Source organism: Streptomyces eurocidicus (assembly GCF_002891295.1).
In the GTDB taxonomy this organism is placed as follows: Bacteria; Actinomycetota; Actinomycetes; order Streptomycetales; family Streptomycetaceae; genus Streptomyces; species Streptomyces eurocidicus.
Map to the genome: position 1 here is coordinate 42,222 of NZ_LGUI01000004.1, position 18,037 is coordinate 60,258.

12 protein-coding genes are annotated in these 18,037 nt (G+C 73.2%); 9 read left to right on the forward strand and 3 right to left on the reverse strand.

The features are described 5' to 3' along the window. Positions 1-3: 3 nt before the first annotated feature. A complete protein-coding gene (locus tag AF335_RS14680) occupies positions 4-1,515 on the forward strand; it encodes a serine hydrolase domain-containing protein (protein WP_102918831.1) in 1,512 nt (503 codons plus the stop codon). Between the two features lie 131 nt (positions 1,516-1,646). Here the strand turns inward: AF335_RS14680 and AF335_RS14685 are convergent, their stop codons facing one another. Next, on the reverse strand, positions 1,647-2,696 hold the full coding sequence (locus tag AF335_RS14685; RefSeq protein ID WP_146045524.1) for a thioredoxin domain-containing protein: 1,050 nt from the start codon (positions 2,694-2,696) through the stop codon (positions 1,647-1,649). A 613-nt stretch (positions 2,697-3,309) separates the two neighbouring features. On the opposite strand from AF335_RS14685, the gene AF335_RS14690 reads away from it, so the two are divergent. From AF335_RS14690 to AF335_RS14710, 5 genes are all read left to right on the forward strand, one after another. Further along, positions 3,310-8,964 (forward strand): non-ribosomal peptide synthetase, encoded by a 5,655-nt coding sequence (locus AF335_RS14690; RefSeq protein WP_102918833.1) that lies wholly within the window; start codon positions 3,310-3,312, stop codon positions 8,962-8,964. After that, positions 8,961-10,133, forward strand: coding sequence for an FAD-dependent monooxygenase (locus AF335_RS14695; RefSeq protein WP_102918834.1), 1,173 nt, complete (start codon positions 8,961-8,963; stop codon positions 10,131-10,133). The genes AF335_RS14690 and AF335_RS14695 overlap by 4 nt, the downstream gene beginning before the upstream one ends. Then, entirely contained in the window at positions 10,130-11,953 is a 1,824-nt protein-coding gene (locus AF335_RS14700; protein ID WP_102918835.1) for an amino acid adenylation domain-containing protein, read from the forward strand. The genes AF335_RS14695 and AF335_RS14700 overlap by 4 nt, the downstream gene beginning before the upstream one ends. Before the next feature lie 127 nt (positions 11,954-12,080). Then, positions 12,081-12,788 (forward strand): thioesterase II family protein, encoded by a 708-nt coding sequence (locus tag AF335_RS14705; protein ID WP_102918836.1) that lies wholly within the window; start codon positions 12,081-12,083, stop codon positions 12,786-12,788. A 78-nt stretch (positions 12,789-12,866) separates the two neighbouring features. Next, positions 12,867-13,301, forward strand: a complete 435-nt coding sequence (locus AF335_RS14710; protein WP_102918837.1) for an Immediate-early protein 2 — start codon at positions 12,867-12,869, stop codon at positions 13,299-13,301. A 37-nt stretch (positions 13,302-13,338) separates the two neighbouring features. On the opposite strand, the gene AF335_RS14715 is transcribed toward AF335_RS14710, so the two are convergent. Further along, positions 13,339-14,025: a DJ-1/PfpI family protein gene (locus tag AF335_RS14715; protein ID WP_102918838.1), complete on the reverse strand. Its 687-nt coding sequence runs from the start codon at positions 14,023-14,025 to the stop codon at positions 13,339-13,341. Between the two features lie 206 nt (positions 14,026-14,231). Here AF335_RS14715 and AF335_RS14720 point away from each other — a divergent pair, with 206 nt between their 5' ends. Continuing rightward, positions 14,232-15,170, forward strand: a complete 939-nt coding sequence (locus tag AF335_RS14720) for a GlxA family transcriptional regulator (protein ID WP_102918839.1) — start codon at positions 14,232-14,234, stop codon at positions 15,168-15,170. Positions 15,171-15,218: 48 nt separating this feature from the next. On the opposite strand, the gene AF335_RS14725 is transcribed toward AF335_RS14720, so the two are convergent. After that, a complete protein-coding gene (locus tag AF335_RS14725) occupies positions 15,219-16,037 on the reverse strand; it encodes an SGNH/GDSL hydrolase family protein (RefSeq protein WP_102918840.1) in 819 nt (272 codons plus the stop codon). A 162-nt stretch (positions 16,038-16,199) separates the two neighbouring features. Here AF335_RS14725 and AF335_RS14730 point away from each other — a divergent pair, with 162 nt between their 5' ends. Together AF335_RS14730 and AF335_RS14735 are read left to right on the forward strand one after the other, a co-directional pair. Continuing rightward, positions 16,200-16,406, forward strand: a complete 207-nt coding sequence (locus tag AF335_RS14730; RefSeq protein ID WP_102918841.1) for a YdcF family protein — start codon at positions 16,200-16,202, stop codon at positions 16,404-16,406. A gap of 345 nt (positions 16,407-16,751) precedes the next feature. Next, a complete protein-coding gene (locus AF335_RS14735; RefSeq protein ID WP_102918842.1) occupies positions 16,752-17,789 on the forward strand; it encodes a GDP-mannose 4,6-dehydratase in 1,038 nt (345 codons plus the stop codon). Positions 17,790-18,037: the final 248 nt, after the last annotated feature.

The window sequence follows — 18,037 nt, forward strand, 5'->3', positions numbered from 1 at the left end:
AGCATGTCGGAAAACCTGCGCCGGGAAGTGTCGAAACTCGTCGACCAGGAGGTGGCCGCGATCCTGGACCGGACCGACCGCGACGTGGCCCGTACGGTCAACCGTGCGCTGGGCGTGAGCGACGGCGCCCCGGCGTTCGACACCGCCCGCTGGCAGGCCCGGCTCGGCGAGCTCCTCGCCGCCCACCACGTCCCCGGCGCCGCCCTGGCCGTGCTCGCCGACGGCGAGATCCACGAACTGGCCGCCGGCGTCCTGCACACCGGCACCGGCGTCATGGTGACCCCGGACTCCGTGTTCCAGATCGGCTCCGTCAGCAAGGGCTACACAGCCGCCATGGTGGTCCTGCTCGCCGACGCCGGGAAGCTGGACCTCGACGCACCGGTCGTGGACGTCCTGCCGGACTTCGCGGTCGCCGACGCCGGGGCCACCCGGACGATCACGCCGCGCCAGCTGCTCAACCACACCAGCGGCATCGAGGGCGACTACGTCAACGACACCGGCCGGGGCGACGACTGCCTGGCCCGCTACATCGAGGGCGCCCGGACCGTCGGTCTGACCAACCCGCCCGGCGTCACCATGTCGTACTCCAGCACCGCCTACAACGTCCTCGGCCGGATCGTCGAGGTGGTCACCGGCCGGACCTGGGACGAGGCGCTCAAGGAGCTGCTCCTCTCCCCGCTCGGGCTGGAGCACACCATGACCCTGCCCGAGGAGGTGCTGCGCTTCCGCGCCGCCATGGGGCACATGGGCGAGCCCGGCGAGACCCCCGTCCCCACCCCGCTCTGGAACATGCTGCCGCGCTCGGCCGGCCCGTACGGCGGGATCAGCGCGACCGCCGCCGACGTGGCCCGGTTCGCCCGCGCCTTCGTGGCCGGCGGCGCCGCGCCGGACGGCACCCGGGTGCTGCCGGCCGCCGTGGTCGACGCGATGCTGACCCGCGAGGTCGAGATGCCCGACCAGTGGTTCCTCGGCGCCCACTGGGGCCTGGGCTGGGGCCTGTTCGAGTGGGACGGCGCGCGCGGCTTCGGCCACGACGGCAGCACCTTCGGCCAGCTCGCCTATCTGCGCGCCATCCCGGAGAAGGGCTTCGCCGTCGCCCTGCTGACCAACGGCGGCGGCGCCGCGCCCAAGGTCTTCGAGACGCTCTGCCGCGAGCTCTGCGCCGGACTCGCCGGGGTCACCATGCCCGGGTTCGCGCCGGCCGCCGAACCCCTGGCCGTGGAGACGGGACCGTTCCTCGGCAGCTACAAGCGCGAGGGCTTCCTCATGACCATCGCCGACGGCGACGGCGGGCCGGGCACGCTGCGGCTGAGGTACGAGGGCGCGGACGGCCTGGCGGGCACCTTCGACCCGCTGGTCTGGCACCTGACCCCGGTCTCGCACACACCGGCGAAGACGGTGTTCGCCGGCCGCCGCAACGAGAAGGACGCCTGGATACCCGTGGTGTTCTACGCCCTCGCCGACGGCAGCCGGTACGTCCACTTCGGCGTCCGGGCGACGGCCAAGTCCGCCTAGGCGCCTCCGGGCGCGGGTCCGGGGGTACGGCCGGGGGCGCCCTGCCGTACGCCCGGGCGCGCCGTGAGGGGAAGGCCGGACAGGAGTCAGGCCAGGCGCGTCACGTCGTGACCGGCGTCCGGATGTCACGCTCAGGGCGTAGCCAGGAAGGCCAGGGCCTCGTCCTGTGTGCCGATGTGGAACGGGAGGGCGTCGAGGAGGCGGGTCAGGTGATGGACAGCCTCAGGAGTGGTGGGACGGGCAGCCCAGTTCACCGTCCGGGCCAGGAGGCGCCCGCGGGCGTCGAGGCCGGGCCCGAGGTCCTCGGTGCGGTCGGTCAGTACGCCTGAGACGGGCACCGAGCCGGCGAGCAGGAAGCCAGGACCGAGGTGGGTGAAGGGATCCGGACGTACGTGCCAGCCTGCCCGGCCCAGTCGCGAGCTGTGTGTGACCAGGTGGGTCATCCAGTGGCGCGGGAACAGCAGCACCCGTGCGTCCTCTTCGTGGACGACGGCCCCGCACAGAAGGGTGGCCGTGCCGGGTACGGGAGCAGGCGGTGCGGCGAAGCCCGCCACGATGTTCCCCAGCGTCTCGTACGCCTGTTGGGCGGTGCGGACACGGGCTGCGAGTTCGCCGCCGCGGTAGAGGAGGAACAGCTGTTCCGGGCGTTCCAGGGTCAGGGTGACCGGTGTATACGTTCCCTTCTCGGGGGCGGGTTCGGCGCAGCGCGCGGCGACCGCTGCGGCCTCTCCGCCGCGTGCCGCGATCCCCACAGCCCGGTTGCCGGACCAGGCTGTCACCAGTGCGTTCACGGGCGCGGCCGCTACCCGGGCCGAACAAGACGAGGGGGCTTCGCAGACGACGTGACCGGGCGTGGCGCCGCTCAGCTCGACCAGGGCCGCGGTGACCTGGTCGAAGCCGCGGAGGAGCAGGGGCTCGGCGTGCGGGTCGAGGCGGACTGCGGTGGGTGTGCCGTGCGGTTTCATGTCCGCGCCTGCCCGTGACAGTTCAGTGAGCAGGCGCGGGCCCAACGGCAGGCCGAGTTCTGTGGTCGTCGCGTTGTCAAGGAGCAGGACGGATGCGGGTAGCTGCCGCACGACATCCCGATTGGCGGCCAGGTCTGCCTGGAGCTGTCGGCAGAATGTGCAGTTCTCGGCCATGGAGACCGCCAGGACCGGGTGGGGAACGCTGAGGGAGCGCATCCATGCGGGAGCGTCCTTCCCCGCGTCCGGTCCACCGGAACGGAGTACCAGTCCGGCTCCCTGCCAGGCCGCCACACACCGTGTGCAGGAGTCCTCTTGCCCGGCCGGAACGGGCGCACCGCGTGCCCAGCCCCACGCCACCGGCGACAAGAAGGCGGCTGAGGGAATATCGAGCCGCAGCAGTATCCCGCCCCTGCCGAACCCGAGCAGAGCCGTGTCGGGGTGCAATTCCGCCGGGGAGAATCGTGACTGTGACGGTCAACCTCAGGCCAGAACCTTCCGGGCAGCCGGGATATTTCCGGCTGTGGTTCAAGGGCGAAGAGTCCTTTTGCGGCCATCCATGAGGGGTGTTCGAGTCAAACCGATCGATTGCCGGGCGCTCGGACGGATGTCTGTACTTTTCCCTCGCTCTTGTCTGGTGAAGATCCATTCGCTGTGCCCTCGCGCCCTCGTGCCGGAGAGGCGCGAGAGCGCGACGGAACAGTGTCAGAAGGGGGAGAACGGCGCATGATCGCGACCGGCGGGAAGACCCCTGCGGCGCGAGCCCGATCCCCTGAACCCTCGGTGCGCCCGACCGGCGTACGCCTCACCCCGACCAGCTGAGGAAGAGTTCATGACCGCACGACTCCCGCTCACCGCCTACCAGCGGGACATCTGGTTCTCCGACACACTCGCCCCGGACTCGCCGCAGTTCTCGATCGCACTGCGGGAGCGATTCTCCGGCCAGGTCGACCTGGCCGTACTGACCACCGCGGTCCGCTACGTCCTGGCGCACAACGACGCGTTACGCATCCGCTTCGGCAGCACCGACGGCCGGCCCTACCAGTGGCTGGAGCCCGAGGAGCCGCAGCTGTCGGTGCTGGACCTCCGGTCCGAGCCCGACCCGGCGGCCGCCTGCCTGGCCTGGGCGGAGGAGAGCAGGTCACGACGGCTGCCGCTGCTGGGCGCGCGGCTCTACCGGGCGGCGCTGCTGCGCGCGAGCGACACCGTCGTGCACTTCCAGCTCCTCGTGCACCACCTGCTCTCGGACGGCTGGTCGCTGAACGAGTTCAGGAAGCAGGTCCTGCTGCGCTACGCGGAGCTGATCCGCGGCGAGGAGACGTCCGGTACGGCCGTGACGTCCTTCACGGACTTCATCGACGGCGACAGCCGCTACCGCGAGTCCGAGGCGTACGCGCGCGACCGGCGGTACGTGCTCGACACCCTGTCCGGAGTCGAGCCCCGGCTGTTCACCAGGAAGGACCCCGACGCCCCGCTGCGCAGCGTGCGCACCTCCTTCACCGTCGAGGGCGAGGTTATCGACCGGATCGTGGCCGGCGGGATCTCCCCCTTCTCCGCCGTCGTCGCGGCCTTCGGCGTCGCTCTGGCGAGCCTGCACGGGGCCGGCGAAGCGGTGATCGGCATCCCGCTGCTCAACCGCCACTCGGACGCGGAACGCCAGGCATTCGGCCTGTTCACCAATGTGCTGCCGCTGCGCGTCCGGACCGACGGCCGCCCCTCGATGTCCGAACTGGCCAAGCAGGTGAGGGCCTCGACCCGGGGGCTCCAGGAGCACCAGCGGGTCCCGCTCGCGGACGTCCTGCGCGAGCGCTCGACCACGGGCTCCGAGCGGCTGTTCGACGTCACGATCAGCAATCTGCGCTTTCCCGCGCCGCCGGGCGTGCCGGGCGTGTCGGTGCGGGGCGACTTCCTCCTGGAACTGCTGGAGACCGAAGCGCTGGCGATCACCCTCCACGCCTACGAAGGCGTCAGCGAGCTGCGGATCGAGCTCGTCCACGACGCGGACGTCTTCGACGAGCGCCTTCCCGTGGACACGCTCGTCGAGGCGGTACGCGCGCTGCTCCGGCAGACCGCCGACCGGCCGGACGGCCCGGTCGAGACGCCGCCCGGCCTGTCCGGCGCGCTGACCGGGCCGGCGGAGAGCGCCGGGCGGCCGGAACCCGAGGCGGCCGCCACGGAGTCCGGCGACGGCAGCCCCCGCACCGCGACGGAGGCCGAACTGGCCGAGATCTGGGCGGAAGTGCTGGACGTCCCCTCGGTCGGCGTCCACGACAACTACTTCGTCCTCGGCGGCGACTCGATCACGATGCTGCGCATCCGCGCGGGCGGCGAGCGGCGGGGCATCCACTTCACCCTCACCGACATCATCAAGGGCCCCACGGTGGCGGAACTGGCCACCCGGGCGGTCCGGGGCGCCGCGGGCGCGCCCACCACGGCCGCCGTCGCCCCGTTCGCCCTCGTACCCGCGGTGGACCGGGGCCGGCTCACGGCCTTCGCGGACGCCTTCCCCCTGACCCGGGTGCAGCTCGGGCTGCTCTACCACAGCCGCCGGCACGAGAACTCGGCCGTCTACAACGACGTGTTCCAGTACTCCATCGGCGCGGCCTGGCACGAGGCGGAGTTCCGGACGGCCTTCGCCCGGCTGGTCGAGCGCCACCCGGTGCTGCGCTCCTCGCTGGACCTGGCCGCCTACTCCCAGCCCCTGCAGCTCGTACACCACCGGGTCCCGGACGCCCTCGACGTCGTGGACCTGCGCGGGCTGCCGGACGAGGAGGCCGCCACCGCGATCCGCGCGCACATCGACGAACGGCGCTTCATCCGCTACGAGTTCGCGCAGGCGCCCCTCTACCTCTTCCGGGCGCACGTCCTCGCGGACTCCGTGGAACTGGTGTTCAGCTTCCACCACGCGCTCCTCGACGGCGGCAGCGTCGCCAACCTGATCACCGAGCTCCTCCAGGACTACGCGCACGGCATCGGCGCGGACATCCCGGCGGTCCCGGACCTCGACCTCCCCTCGCCGGCCGACCACGTCCGCGAAGAACTCCTCGCCCTGGACTCGGCGGACAGCCGGGCGTACTGGCGGCAGGCCCTGAGCGGGGTGACGCCGCCCCAGCTGGACGGCTTACGCCTGGCCGAGGCCCCGGGCCGGACCGGACTCGTGGTCCACGACACCGAGCTCCCCGCGGCCGTCCAGGCGTCGGCCCGGAGCTTCGCCCGGGAGCACGAACTCCCCCTGAAGTCGGTCCTCCTCGCCGCGTACTGCCTGACGATGGGCTCGCGCTTCTCCACCCGGGACTTCGTCACCGGCCTGGTCACCCACGGACGGCCCGAACTCCCCGACGCGGAGCGCACGGCCGGCCTGTTCCTGAACACCATGCCCGTCCGGGCGGACCTCGCCGACCGCACCTGGCTGGAGACGGTCCGCGCCCTCTTCGCCCAGGAACAGGAGAGCCACCCGCACCGCCGCTACCCGCTGAGCGCCATCCAGAACGACGAGGGCGCCGAATTCGCCCTGGAGTCCGCCTTCAACTACGTCCACTTCCACCAGCTGACCTCGGTGCTGAGCCTGCCCGAGATCCGGCTCCTGGACTTCCGGACGTGGGAGGAGACCAACTTCAAGATCCTGGTCAACGTCTACGTCGACCCGCTCGACGAGAACATCAAGCTGCGCGCCGACTTCGACGGCACCGTCTTCACGCCCGAACAGGCGGAGCTGTTCACCGACACCTTCGTCCGGGTGCTGCGCCGGATGACCGAACGCCCCACGGAGACCGCGGACTTCGGCTTCCTGGCACCGGAACCGGCCGCCCCGGCACCCGTGACCGGGGAACCGCGGGACGTGGTGACCCTCTTCGCCGAGCAGACCGCGCGCACACCCGACGCGGTTGCGGTGGCCTTCGATGGCGGCCGGTGGACCTACGGGGAGCTGGCGCGGGCCGCCGACCGGGTGGCCGGGCACCTGCGCGCCGCCGGCACCGTGACCGGCGACCGGGTGGCCGTCGCACTCGACCGCTCACCGGAACTGATCGCGGTGGTCCTGGGCATCGCCAAGGCCGGCGCGGCCTGCGTGCCGCTGGACACCGCCTATCCGGTGGAGCGGCTGCGCACCATGCTGGAGCAGGCCCGGCCCGTCCGGATCGTCACCGACGACGCCCACGCCCGGCTGGCCGGCGACCCGGACCTCCTGCTGCCGGTCGCGACCGTGACCGCCCAGGACCACCCGGACGGACCGGCCCCGGCGCCGGTGGCGATCTCGCCGCAGGACATCGCCTATGTCCTCTTCACCTCGGGCTCCACCGGAGTGCCCAAGGGCGTCCGGATGCCGCACCGTTCGCTCGCCAACCTGATCGCCTGGCAGAACGCCGCGCCCAGCGCCGCACCCGGCGCCACCACCCTGCAGTTCGCGCCGCTCAGCTTCGACGTCTCCTTCCAGGAGATCTTCTCCACGCTGACCTCCGGCGGTGTGCTCCGGCTCGTCTCCGAGGCACAGCGGCGGGACGCGCGGGCCCTGCTCGACCTGCTGGACACGGCCCGGGTGGAGCGGGTCTTCCTGCCCTACGTCGCGCTCCAGCAGCTCGCCGAGACCGCGAACGCGCTGGGCCGGACCCCGGGCCACCTCAAGGTCGTCGTCTCCTCCGGCGAACAACTGCGGGTCACCGAGGAGATCCGGCGGCTGTGCGCGGCCCTGCCCGGCGTGATCCTGGAGAACCAGTACGGCCCGACCGAGTCGCACGTCGTCACCAGCTTCACCATGACCGGACCGGCGAGCACGTTCCCGCCGCTGCCCCCCATCGGCTCGCCGATCGCGGGCTGCGCGGTGCACGTGCTCGACGAGCGGCTGCGCCCCGTACCCGCCGGCGTCCGGGGCGAGATCTACCTGGACGGCGCCTGCCTGGCCGAGGGCTACCTCGCGGGCGGGGAGCAGACCGCCGAGCGGTTCCTGCCGCACCCGTTCACCGGTCAGGGCTCCCTCTACCGCACCGGTGACCTCGGCCGGGTACTGCCCGGCGGAGACGTCCTCTTCCTCGGCCGGGCGGACAGCCAGCTGAAGGTGCGCGGCTTCCGTGTGGAGCCCGCCGAGGTGGAACTCGCCGTCACCGGCCGGCCGGACCTCTTCCCCGGCATCCGCGAGGCCGCCGTCGTCGCACGCCGGCGGGAGGGGACGGACTCGTTCCTCGCCGCCTTCCTCGTCGCGGACGGCACCGACACGGTGCCCGCCGACCTGGAGGCGATACGCGCCGGCCTGCGCCGCACGCTGCCCGAGCACATGGTCCCCTCGCACCTCCAGTGGCTGCCGGACCTGCCGCTCACCCCCAGCGGCAAGCGCGACGACGCGGCGCTGCGCCGGATCCCCCTGCACACCGACGCGCCGGACGACGCGGCCGCGCCCCGTGACGAGTACGAGCGGACGCTCGCCGGGATCCTCGCCGAACTGCTCCACCTGCCCGCCGTGGGAGTCCACGGCGACTTCTTCGACCTGGGCGGCACCTCGCTCACCGCGATGCGCCTGGTCGTGCTGATCAAGCAGCGGTACGGGGTGGACATCCCCATGTCACGGTTCGTCACCACGCCCACGGTCGCCGGCCTCGCCGAACTGCTGCGCTCCGGCGGGGCGCACTCCGCGTTCGACCCGCTGGTGCCTTTCCGCGCCGAGGGCACCCGTCCCCCGATGTTCTTCGTGCACCCGGCCGGCGGCAATGTGCTGTGCTTCGCCCAGCTGGCCAAGCACCTCCCCGCCGACCAGCCCTTCTACGGACTCCAGGCGCCCGGGACCGAGCTGGGCAGCGAGCCCCTCCGCTCGGTGGAGGAGCTGGCGGCCGGCTATCTGAAGGCGATCCGGGCCGTGCAGCCGCACGGGCCGTACACCCTGGGCGGGTGGTCCTTCGGCGGCTTCGTCGCCCTGGACATGGCCCGGCAGCTCAAGGAGGAGGGCGAGAGCACCGCCAACGTGTTTCTGCTGGACACGGTGGCGCTGGAACCCGGCAAGATCAGCAGCATCGGTGACGACGCCCTGCTGACCTGGTTCTTCTGGGAGCTGCTGTTCCTGGAGCTCGGCGGCGAGTCGCCCGAGGCGCACATCCCCAGGCACCTGGACGACCTGGACGAGAAGTTCGAGTTCATCGCGCAACGGGGCGTGGACCTGGGCGTACTGCCGCCCGGCAGCTCGGCGGCGATCGTACGCCGGCTGTTCCGGGTGTACGCGGCGAACTGGCAGTCGGCCCTGAACTACAGCACGAAGACGTTCGACGTGGACTTCACGCTGATGCGTGCCTCACAGCCGCTGCCCCAGGTGCTGCTCGACATGCACACCACCGCGGGCACCCTGCACCGGGACCCCCACAACGGCTGGGACGACCGTACGACGGGCGAGCTGACCGTGGTCGAGGTGCCCGGCGACCACCTGCTCATCATGGAGGAGCCCTACGTGCCGGTGATGGCCGCGAAGATCATGCGGATGGTGGACGAGGCCGCGGGCGGTGCCCGGTGACCCGGGGACCGCTCAAGGCGATCGTCGTCGGCGCGGGCATCGGCGGGCTGACCACCGCCATCGCCCTCCGCCGGGTCGGCGTCGACGTGGAGGTGTACGAGCGCGCCGGCGAGCTGCGGGCCACCGGATCGGCGCTGTCGGTCATGGCCAACGCCGTCAGCGCGCTGGGCGGCCTGGGCATCGACCTGCGCCTGGAACGCCACGGCCGGCGGATCGAACTGTTCCAGATCAGGACCGGCCAGGGCCGGCTGATCAGGACGCTGCCGTTCCCCGACGCCTGCCGCCGGGTGGGCGCCCCGAGCTTCTGCGTCAGCCGCCCCGACCTGCAACGGGCGCTGCTGGCCGAGGCCGGGGACTGCCCGGTCGAACTGGGCGCGGTGGCCACCGGCTTCACCCAGTCCGACAGCGGGGCCGAGGTCACGTTCGAGGACGGCCGGGTGGCCCGCGGCGACGTGCTGATCGGCGCCGACGGCTTCCACTCCGCCGTCCGGCGGCAGCTGGCCGGACTGGACGACGCCCGTGACGGCGGCTATGTGTGCTGGCTGGGCATCGTCCCCTTCCGGCACCCGCGCTTCAGGCCCGGCTACGTCGGCCACTACTGGGGCAGCGGCCAGCGGTTCGGACTGATCGACGTCGGCGGCGGCCGGGCCTACTGGTGGGGCACCCGGAACATGCCCCCCGAAGCCTCGCACAACTGGCGCGGAGGCAAGGGAGAGATCCTGCGCGCCTACGAGGGCTGGGCCGACGAGGTACGGGAGGTCATCCGGGTCACTCCGGAGGAGGACATCATCGCGGTGCCCGCCCAGGACCGGCCCTTCCTGGAGAACTGGGGCCGGGGCCGGGTGACGCTGCTGGGCGACGCCGCGCACCCCATGCTGACCAGCCTCGGCCAGGGCGCCGCGGTGGCGATCGAGGACGCGGTCGTACTGGCCGAGTGCCTCAGGACGGCCACCGACCCCGCCCGGGCCCTGCGCCGGTACGAGGACCTGCGCCGGGAGCGGACCCGGGAGCTCGTCACGGCCTCGCGCGCGGCGAGCGACTCCCAGCACCTGGAGAACCCGCTGCGCCGCACCGTCCGGGACCTCCGGCTGCGGTGCGCGTCGCGGCGGTCGCTGCTGGAACGGGACACCGCCATGCTCACCTTCCCACCCGTACCGGCCGCGTCATGAGTACCTCGCGCGGGAACGCGCCGGACGTGTCCGCCGGAACCGCGGCGCCGCCGGACCCGGCGACCTCCACCATCCCGGGCCTCTTCGCGCGGCAGGCGCGGCGCGCCCCGGACCGGCCCGCCGTGACCTGCGGCGACCGGACGATCAGCTATGGCGAGCTGGACCTCGGATCGGCCCGCCTGGCCGCCGCGCTGGCCGAGCGCGGGGTCCGTCCGGGGGACCGGGTCGGGGTGTGCCTGGAGCGCGGCGTCGACCTGGTCGTCGCGTTGCTGGCGGTGCTGCGGGCGGGCGCCGCGTATGTGCCGCTCGACCCCGACTACCCGCCGGAGCGGCTGGCGTTCGTCGCCGAGGACACCGGGCTGAGCGTGGCGGTCACCGGGGAGCCGTTCCCCGGCCTCACCTCGGTTCCGGTGACCGCCACCGCCACGGCCCCGGGCGGCTCGCCGCTCCCGCCCGCCCCGGACGCGATCGCGTACGTGATCCACACCTCGGGGTCGACCGGACGGCCCAAGGGCGTGCTGGTGCCGCACCGGAACGTGGCCGCCCTGCTCGCGGCCACGACCGAGGAGTTCGGCCTCGGCGAGGAGGACGTATGGACGTTCTTCCACTCCTTCGCCTTCGACTTCTCGGTGTGGGAGATCTGGGGCTGCCTGCTCACGGGCGGCCGGCTGGTGGTGGTGCCGCACTGGACCGCGCGTGATCCGCAGGCGTTCCACGCCCTGCTGGCGGCCGAGCGGGTGACGGTGCTGAACCAGACGCCTTCGGCGTTCACCCCGCTGACGCGCGCGGCCGGCTTCGGTGCCGGCGGGCTCGCCGTGCGGCTGCTGGTCTTCGGCGGCGAGCCGCTGGACGCCCGCACCCTGATCCCCTGGTTCGAGCGCCATCCGCGCACGCGGGTGGAGAACATGTACGGCATCACCGAGACGACCGTGCACTGCACCCGGCGCACGCTCACCCCGCGCGACGCCCGGGAGGGCGTCCGCTCGGTCGGCCGCGCCCTGCCCGGCTGGGAGCTGTACGTCCTGGACGAGCACGGCCGCGAGACGGCCCCCGGGGTGCCGGGCGAGATCCACGTCGGCGGGGCCGGGGTCGCCGACGGCTACCTCGACCGGCCCGACCTCACCTCGCTGCGGTTCGTCCCCGACCACCTCACCGGTGGCGGCGGCCGGCTGTACCGCAGCGGGGACCGCGGACGGTGGCGGGACGACGGAGAGCTGGAGCACCTCGGCCGGCTCGACGACCAGGTCAAGATCCGGGGCCACCGGATCGAACTCGGCGAGATCCGCGCCGCGCTGGCGGAACAGCCGGACGTACGGGCCGCGGCCGCGGTGGTGCGCGCCACCGCGGACCCGGCGGACGCCCGCGTCGACGCCTATGTGGTGACCGCCCGGCCCGACGCGGTGACCGGGCTCCGGGAGGCGCTGGCACACCGTCTCCCGGCCTATCTGGTGCCCGCCACGATCACGGCGGTCGACGCGTTCCCGCTCACGCCCAACGGCAAGGTCGACACCGGCCGGCTGCCGGCCCCGCGCGTCCGCGAGGCCACGACGCCCGCCGGTCCGGACACGGGCCCGGCCGCGGCGGACCCGGTGACCACGCGGCTGATCGGGATCTGGGAGGGCCTGCTGGCGGAACCCGTCGGCCCGCAGGACAACTTCTTCGAACTGGCCGGGAATTCCCTGCTGCTCGCCCGTCTCGCGACGGAGCTGAGGGAGACGGGCCTGGCCGAGGTGTCCCTGCGCGACCTCTACCTGCACTCCACCCTCTCCGACATGGCCGGGCTGATCCGCTCGCGCCAGGAGGAGCCCGCCGCGCGGTGACGCCCCCGCCGGAGTGGCCCGGGCGGCGACCGCCCGGGCCACTCCGGCGCGAAGGCCCCGTACCGCGCCGGGTGCCACCGGTGCGAGCCCCGCACACCTTCGGAACACCTTCGAAAGGCAGGACCCCATGACCGTCGCACTGCTGTGCGTCCCGCACGCCGGGGCGGGCGCGAGCCTGTTCCGCCAGTGGAAACGCCAAGCCCCCGAACGGATCGACCTGGTACCCGTCCAGCTGCCGGGCCGGGAGGAGCTGTTCGCCCAGGACGCCCACACCTCGCTCACCGAGGTCGTGGACCGGTGCGCCGCCCGGGCGCGGGAGATCCCCGAGGACACCCCGTTCGCCCTGTTCGGCCACAGCTTCGGCGCGCTCGTCGCCTTCGAGACGGCGCACCGCCTGGTCGCCGAGGGCGGCCGGGTGCCGGCCCGCCTGGTCGTGAGCGGCGTGGCCGCACCCTGGCTGCCCAGGCCGGTCGTGGGCGGGGACGCGCTCACCGACGACCTCTTCGTCGAGCGGGTCCGCGAGGTCGTGGGCTACGACCACCCCGCGCTCCACGACGCCGAGCTGCGCGGGCTGCTGCTGCCCTCGCTCCGGGCCGACCTGGGCATCAGCGACCGCTACACGCCCGGCTCCACCGAGCCGCTGCCGGTCCCGATCACGGTACTGCGCGGGGCCGAGGACCGGTTGGTGTCGAAGGAGGACGTGGCGCCGTGGTCGGCGGCGGGCTCCTCGTCCACCGAGGTGATCGAGCTGCCCGGCGACCACATGTACTTCGCCCTGGACCCGAAGCCGCTGCTGGCCGAGCTGGACGCGGTGTTCGCCCGCGCCGCCGGCTGACCGCCCGGTACGGCGGCGGGGCTTCTCCCCGCGCAGGTCGCGAGGGGGAGCCCCACCGCCCGTGGATACGATGCGGGCATGGCCCCCCTCCTGATCCGGCACCGCTCCGGCCTGCCCGCGGACGAGGCGTGGCGGCGGCTGACGGACTGGGAGCGCCACGCGGACCATGTGCCGTTCACCCGGACCACCGTCACCACCCCGTCGGCGCGCGGCGTCGGCGCGCGGTTCGTCGCCCGCACCGGTCTCGGACCCTTGGCCGTGGACGACGTCATGGAGGTCGTCGCCCGGCACCCGCCCTCGGCGGCCGGACCGGGACGCTGCCGACTGGCGAAGCGGGGCTCGGTGATCAAGGGCTGGGCCGAGCTGGAGGTGGGGATGCTGGGGACGGGCTCGTACGTCGTCCGGCGCGAGGACCTGCGCCTCAAGGGCCGGCACCGGCTCCTCGCGCCGGTGGTGAACCGGTGCGGGACGCTGCTGTTCGCACGCGTGGTGAGACGGCTGCTGGCGGGATGAGGCCCGGGGCGGGGCTCCGCGTGGCGGGAGCGCGTGGTCAGAAGCCGGCGGACACCGGGCCCCGGGCCCGCCAGACGGTGCCGCGGCGCTCATGTGCGAACAGCTCCTCGACGGCATGGGCGATCCTCGGCCCCACCTCACGCTCCAACAGGTACAGGCCCAGATCGAGACCGGACGTGACACCGGCACCGCTGACCAGGTCACCGTCGTCGACGACGCGTGCGCGGACCGCGTGGGCGCCCGTCGTGCCGAGCAGGTCCAGGCCCTGGTGGTGGCTGGTGACATGGCGGCCCTCCAGCAGCCCGGCCATGGCCAGGACGAGCGAACCGCCGCACACCGTGCCGACCGTGACCTCCGGATTCCCCAGCGCCGCCGCCATCAGCCCGGGCAGCTCGGTGCGCAGAGCCCGGGCCAGCAGCGCGGGAACGGAATCCTCCTGCGGCCCCGGCTCGTCACCCGTGTCCCGGGCGGGCGAACCCAGCGCTCCCATGCGCCCCGCCGCGCCGGGCAGCAGGACCAGGCCCGCGCGCCCGGGGTCGAGGGCGGCGGTGGCGCGCAGCGTCAGACCGCCGGTGCCGCTGACGACTTCGCGGGGTCCTTCGGCGGAGACCAGCTCCACGCTCACCGCTCCGCCGGACGCGATGCCGCCCGCGTACAGGACCTCGTAGGGACCGATCACATCGAGCGGGTCGAAGCCGTCGAACAGGACGATCTGGGCGTGCATGGGCGTTCCTTCCGGTGCCGTGGTGCCCGGTCCGTGCCGGGCGCCACCGACGCTAACGGGCCCGGAATCCTCCTCCCAGTGGCGCTGACGACAGGTTTCAACGGGATATCGCCATTGCTCTCCGAAGGGCAATGAGCGGGGAAAACCATGGTTATAGGCCAGGAGGGCACCGGAACCGGCACCCGGCGGGCAGGTATGTTCCCGCCATGCACACCGTCGCCGTACTCGCGCTGGACCGGGTGGTCCCGTCCGACCTGGCCACCCCGATCGACGCCTTCGGGCGCACCCGCCTGCCGGACGGGCGGCCCGGCTACCAGGTCCGGGTGTGCGGGGAGAAACCGGAGATCGACACGGGCTCCTTCGCCCTGCGCGCACCCTGGGGGCTGGAGGGACTGGAGGGCGCGGACACGATCGTCGTGCCGGGCACCGACAACCCCACGGCCGCCCTCGCCCCCGCCGTCCGCGACGCCCTGCGTGCGGCCGCCGCCGACGGCACCCGCATCGCCTCCATCTGCGTGGGCACCTTCCCCCTGGCCGCCACCGGGCTGCTCGACGGCCTGCGCGCCACCACCCACTGGATGGCCGCCGCCGAGCTCGCCGCCGCGTATCCGGCCGTCGACGTCGACCCGGACGTCCTGTACGTCGACAACGGGCGGATCCTCACCTCGGCGGGCGCCGCCGCCGGCCTGGACCTGTGCCTGCACATGATCCGGCGCGACTACGGCTCCGCGGTCGCCGCCGACGCCGCCCGGCTGTCCGTCATGCCCCTGGAACGGGAGGGCGGCCAGGCGCAGTTCATCGTCCACGACCACGCCCCGGTCCCGCAGGGCCGCGCCCTCGAACCCCTCCTCACCTGGCTGCGGGACAACCTGGCGCGCGACCTCACCCTCGCCGACATCGCGGCCCGGGCCGGCACCAGCACCAGGACCCTGCTCCGGCACTTCCGCGAACAGACCGGCACGACCCCGCTCCAGTGGCTCCACCGCGCCCGTATCCGCCAGGCCCAGCACCTCCTGGAGACCACCGGTCACTCCGTCGAACGCATCGGCTCCCAGGTCGGCTTCGGTTCGCCCACCGCCTTCCGCGACCGCTTCAAGCGGACCACGGGCGTCAGTCCCCACGCCTACCGCCGCGCCTTCGGCTGACGGTCGCGGCCGGTGCGCGGGGCCGTCGTCCCGGCGGGCGGCGGGCGGCTACGGGCGACCGGCCGCCGGCCGGCCCTCCGGGGCGCCGGGTATGCCGCCCAGCGGCAGCAGTCCGGGGCGTTTCGCGGTGCGCCCGTCGCCGGAGGACCTGCCGCGCAGGCGGCGGACGAGCCAGGGGCCGAGGAACGTGCCCGCCCAGCGGAGTTCGGCCGCCGCGGCCTGCCATCCGGCGGGGACCGGCCGTGGCGGCAGCGGGAGGGCCCAGGTGCCGTCGCTGCCGGGCAGGCGGAGGGCGTCGGCCATCGCCGCCGCGATCCGCTCGTGCCCCAGCGGGGTGGCGTGCAGCCGGTCCGCGCTCCACAGCCGCGGGTCCGTGGTGACCGCGTGGCCGCCGGTCTCGGCGACCGTGACGCCGTGCCGGGCGGCCGCCGCGCGGATACGGGCGTTGAGCTCCAGCGCCCGGGACCTGAGCGGCCGGGCGATCGGGATGATCTTCCCGGGGTCGGGGAAGGTGAGGGTCGCCACGTGCGCCCCGGCGGCGGTGAGCTCGGCGAACATCGCCTCCATGTGCCCGGCCACCTCGGCGGCGTCGAACCCGGGCCGGAGCAGGTCGTTGACCCCGGCGACGACGGTGGCCAGGTCGGGGCGCAGGGCGAGGGCGGGCGCCAGCTGGCCGGCGCGGACCTCGGCGGCGGTGCGCCCCCGTACGGCCAGGTTGGCGTACCGGAGGGCGGGCTCGGCGGCCGCGAGCCGCTCGGCGAGCCGGTCGGCCCAGCCGCGCAGGCCGGTGAGGTCGTCCCCGTCGCCCAGGCCCTCGGTCTGGCTGTCGCCGAGGGCGACGTAACGGAGGTACGAGCTGTGGGGCACGGGGTCTCTCCCTTTCCCTGGGGCCCCCGCCCGGCGGGCCGTCGCCGGTGACGCGGCGTCCGGCGGCGGACGGGATGCCCTCACTGGATAGTGTCACTATCTAGTGCTGGACACTAACACCCTCCGGATGCGTGGCGCCGGAGCCGGGCGGACGCTGGACGCATGACAGGACTCGCTCCGATCGTGGTGCACCCGCCGTCTCCCTCGGGTGGCCGCAGGGTGACCACGGGCAGGGAGATCCTCGGGACGGCGTACGGGGTGGCGGACCTGTACGAGTTCCTGCGCCGCGCCGGCTGGGACCGGGACGACATCAGGCTCGACGACGAGAGCCGGATCACCTGGCAGGGCGGCGGACCCGGCGTCTGGTGAGGGGCCGGCCTCCGGACGGTGGTGGGACCGTCCGCCGCGTCCGCCGGGGCGGCGTCACCGACGCCCCCGCCCCGGCCGTCGCGGGTGGTGACGGGAACCGCGAAGGCCGTCACCGCGAGGGTGGGCGCGCCGGCCGGGGCCGGTGAACGGCGGGCCGGCAGGTGGGTCGCGCGCGCTGTCGTACAGGTCACCGCGCGGCCCGGCCCCCGCCCATGAGGGTGCGTACGCGCCCGAAGACTCGGAAATTCCTTAGCCCGCTCCGTGGTTCGGTGAGGCTGCCGAGCGCTGGGTGCGGACTTGTGGCCCCTCGACCGGCTATGTCCGTGTGCAGTGAAAGGGGACCGAATGTCCAAGAGTGCGCTGATCACCGGAGTCACCGGGCAGGACGGCTCGTACCTCGCCGAGCACCTGCTTGCCCAGGGATACCAGGTGTGGGGTCTGACCCGTGGTCAGGCCAACCCGAGGAAGGACCGGGTGGCCAAGCTGATACCCGACCTGAACTTCGTCGACGGCGACCTGATGGACCAGGGCAGCCTGGTCTCGGCCGTCGACATGGTCCAGCCGGACGAGGTCTACAACCTCGGGGCCGTGTCCTTCGTCCCCATGTCCTGGCAGCAGCCGGAGCTCGTCACCGAGGTCAACGGCACCGGGGTGATGCGGGTGCTCGAGGCGATCCGCATCGTGAGCGGCCTCGGCAAGTCCACCGGCGGGAGCGACGGCCACGGCCAGATCCGCTTCTACCAGGCATCCTCCTCGGAGATGTTCGGCAAGGTGGCGGAGTCGCCGCAGAGCGAGCGGACGCTCTTCCACCCGCGCAGCCCCTACGGCGTGGCGAAGGCGTACGGCCACTACATCACCCAGAACTACCGCGAGTCCTACGGGGTGTACGGGGTCTCCGGAATCCTCTTCAACCACGAATCCCCGCGCCGTGGCGCCGAGTTCGTGACCCGGAAGATCTCCCTGGCGGTCGCGCAGATCAAGCTGGGCCTCCAGGAGAAGCTGCTGCTCGGCAACCTCGACGCCGTTCGCGACTGGGGCTTCGCGGGGGACTACGTCCGCGCCATGCACCTGATGCTCCAGCAGGACGAGCCGGGCGACTACGTGGTCGGCACCGGGCAGATGCACTCGGTGCGGGACGCCGTCCGCATCGCCTTCGAGGCCGTCGGCCTGGACTGGGAGGAGCATGTCGTGATCGACCCGGCGCTGGTGCGGCCCGCCGAGGTCGAGACGCTCTGCGCCGACTACAGCAACGCCCGGAAGGAACTGGGCTGGGAGCCCGAGGTCCACTTCGAGCAGCTGATGCAGATGATGGTGGAGTCCGACCTCCGCCAGGCCGGCCGCGAGCGCGACCACGGCGAGCTGCTCGCCGCGGCGAGCTGGTAGTCCCGGTACGGAAACACCTGCTCACACCCGTCGCGAACCCGGGATCGGCCGATCTCTAGGGAATTCCACGACCACGTCGGCCGACACTTGGCGCGTGGCGTGCGGGAAGTCGAGCAGTGCCCCGCGCGGGGCACCCAGATGACTCAGTCGTTGTGGAACCACCATCCCGAGTGCCGGATGCCCACATCGAAATCCTCTGCTGTCCGCCGGTCTTGAGCTTGAGATGGGTTGAGTTGAACGTGGCGAAG

Excerpts from the sequence above, each read along its gene's own strand:
- AF335_RS14680 (WP_102918831.1), top strand. The coding sequence starts at position 4 with ATGTCGGAAAACCTGCGCCGGGAAGTGTCGAAACTCGTCGACCAGGAG.
- AF335_RS14685 (WP_146045524.1), bottom strand. The coding sequence starts at position 2,696 with ATGCGCTCCCTCAGCGTTCCCCACCCGGTCCTGGCGGTCTCCATGGCC.
- AF335_RS14690 (WP_102918833.1), top strand. The coding sequence starts at position 3,310 with ATGACCGCACGACTCCCGCTCACCGCCTACCAGCGGGACATCTGGTTC.
- AF335_RS14700 (WP_102918835.1), top strand. The coding sequence starts at position 10,130 with ATGAGTACCTCGCGCGGGAACGCGCCGGACGTGTCCGCCGGAACCGCG.
- AF335_RS14705 (WP_102918836.1), top strand. The coding sequence starts at position 12,081 with ATGACCGTCGCACTGCTGTGCGTCCCGCACGCCGGGGCGGGCGCGAGC.
- AF335_RS14710 (WP_102918837.1), top strand. The coding sequence starts at position 12,867 with ATGGCCCCCCTCCTGATCCGGCACCGCTCCGGCCTGCCCGCGGACGAG.
- AF335_RS14715 (WP_102918838.1), bottom strand. The coding sequence starts at position 14,025 with ATGCACGCCCAGATCGTCCTGTTCGACGGCTTCGACCCGCTCGATGTG.
- AF335_RS14720 (WP_102918839.1), top strand. The coding sequence starts at position 14,232 with ATGCACACCGTCGCCGTACTCGCGCTGGACCGGGTGGTCCCGTCCGAC.
- AF335_RS14730 (WP_102918841.1), top strand. The coding sequence starts at position 16,200 with ATGACAGGACTCGCTCCGATCGTGGTGCACCCGCCGTCTCCCTCGGGT.
- AF335_RS14735 (WP_102918842.1), top strand. The coding sequence starts at position 16,752 with ATGTCCAAGAGTGCGCTGATCACCGGAGTCACCGGGCAGGACGGCTCG.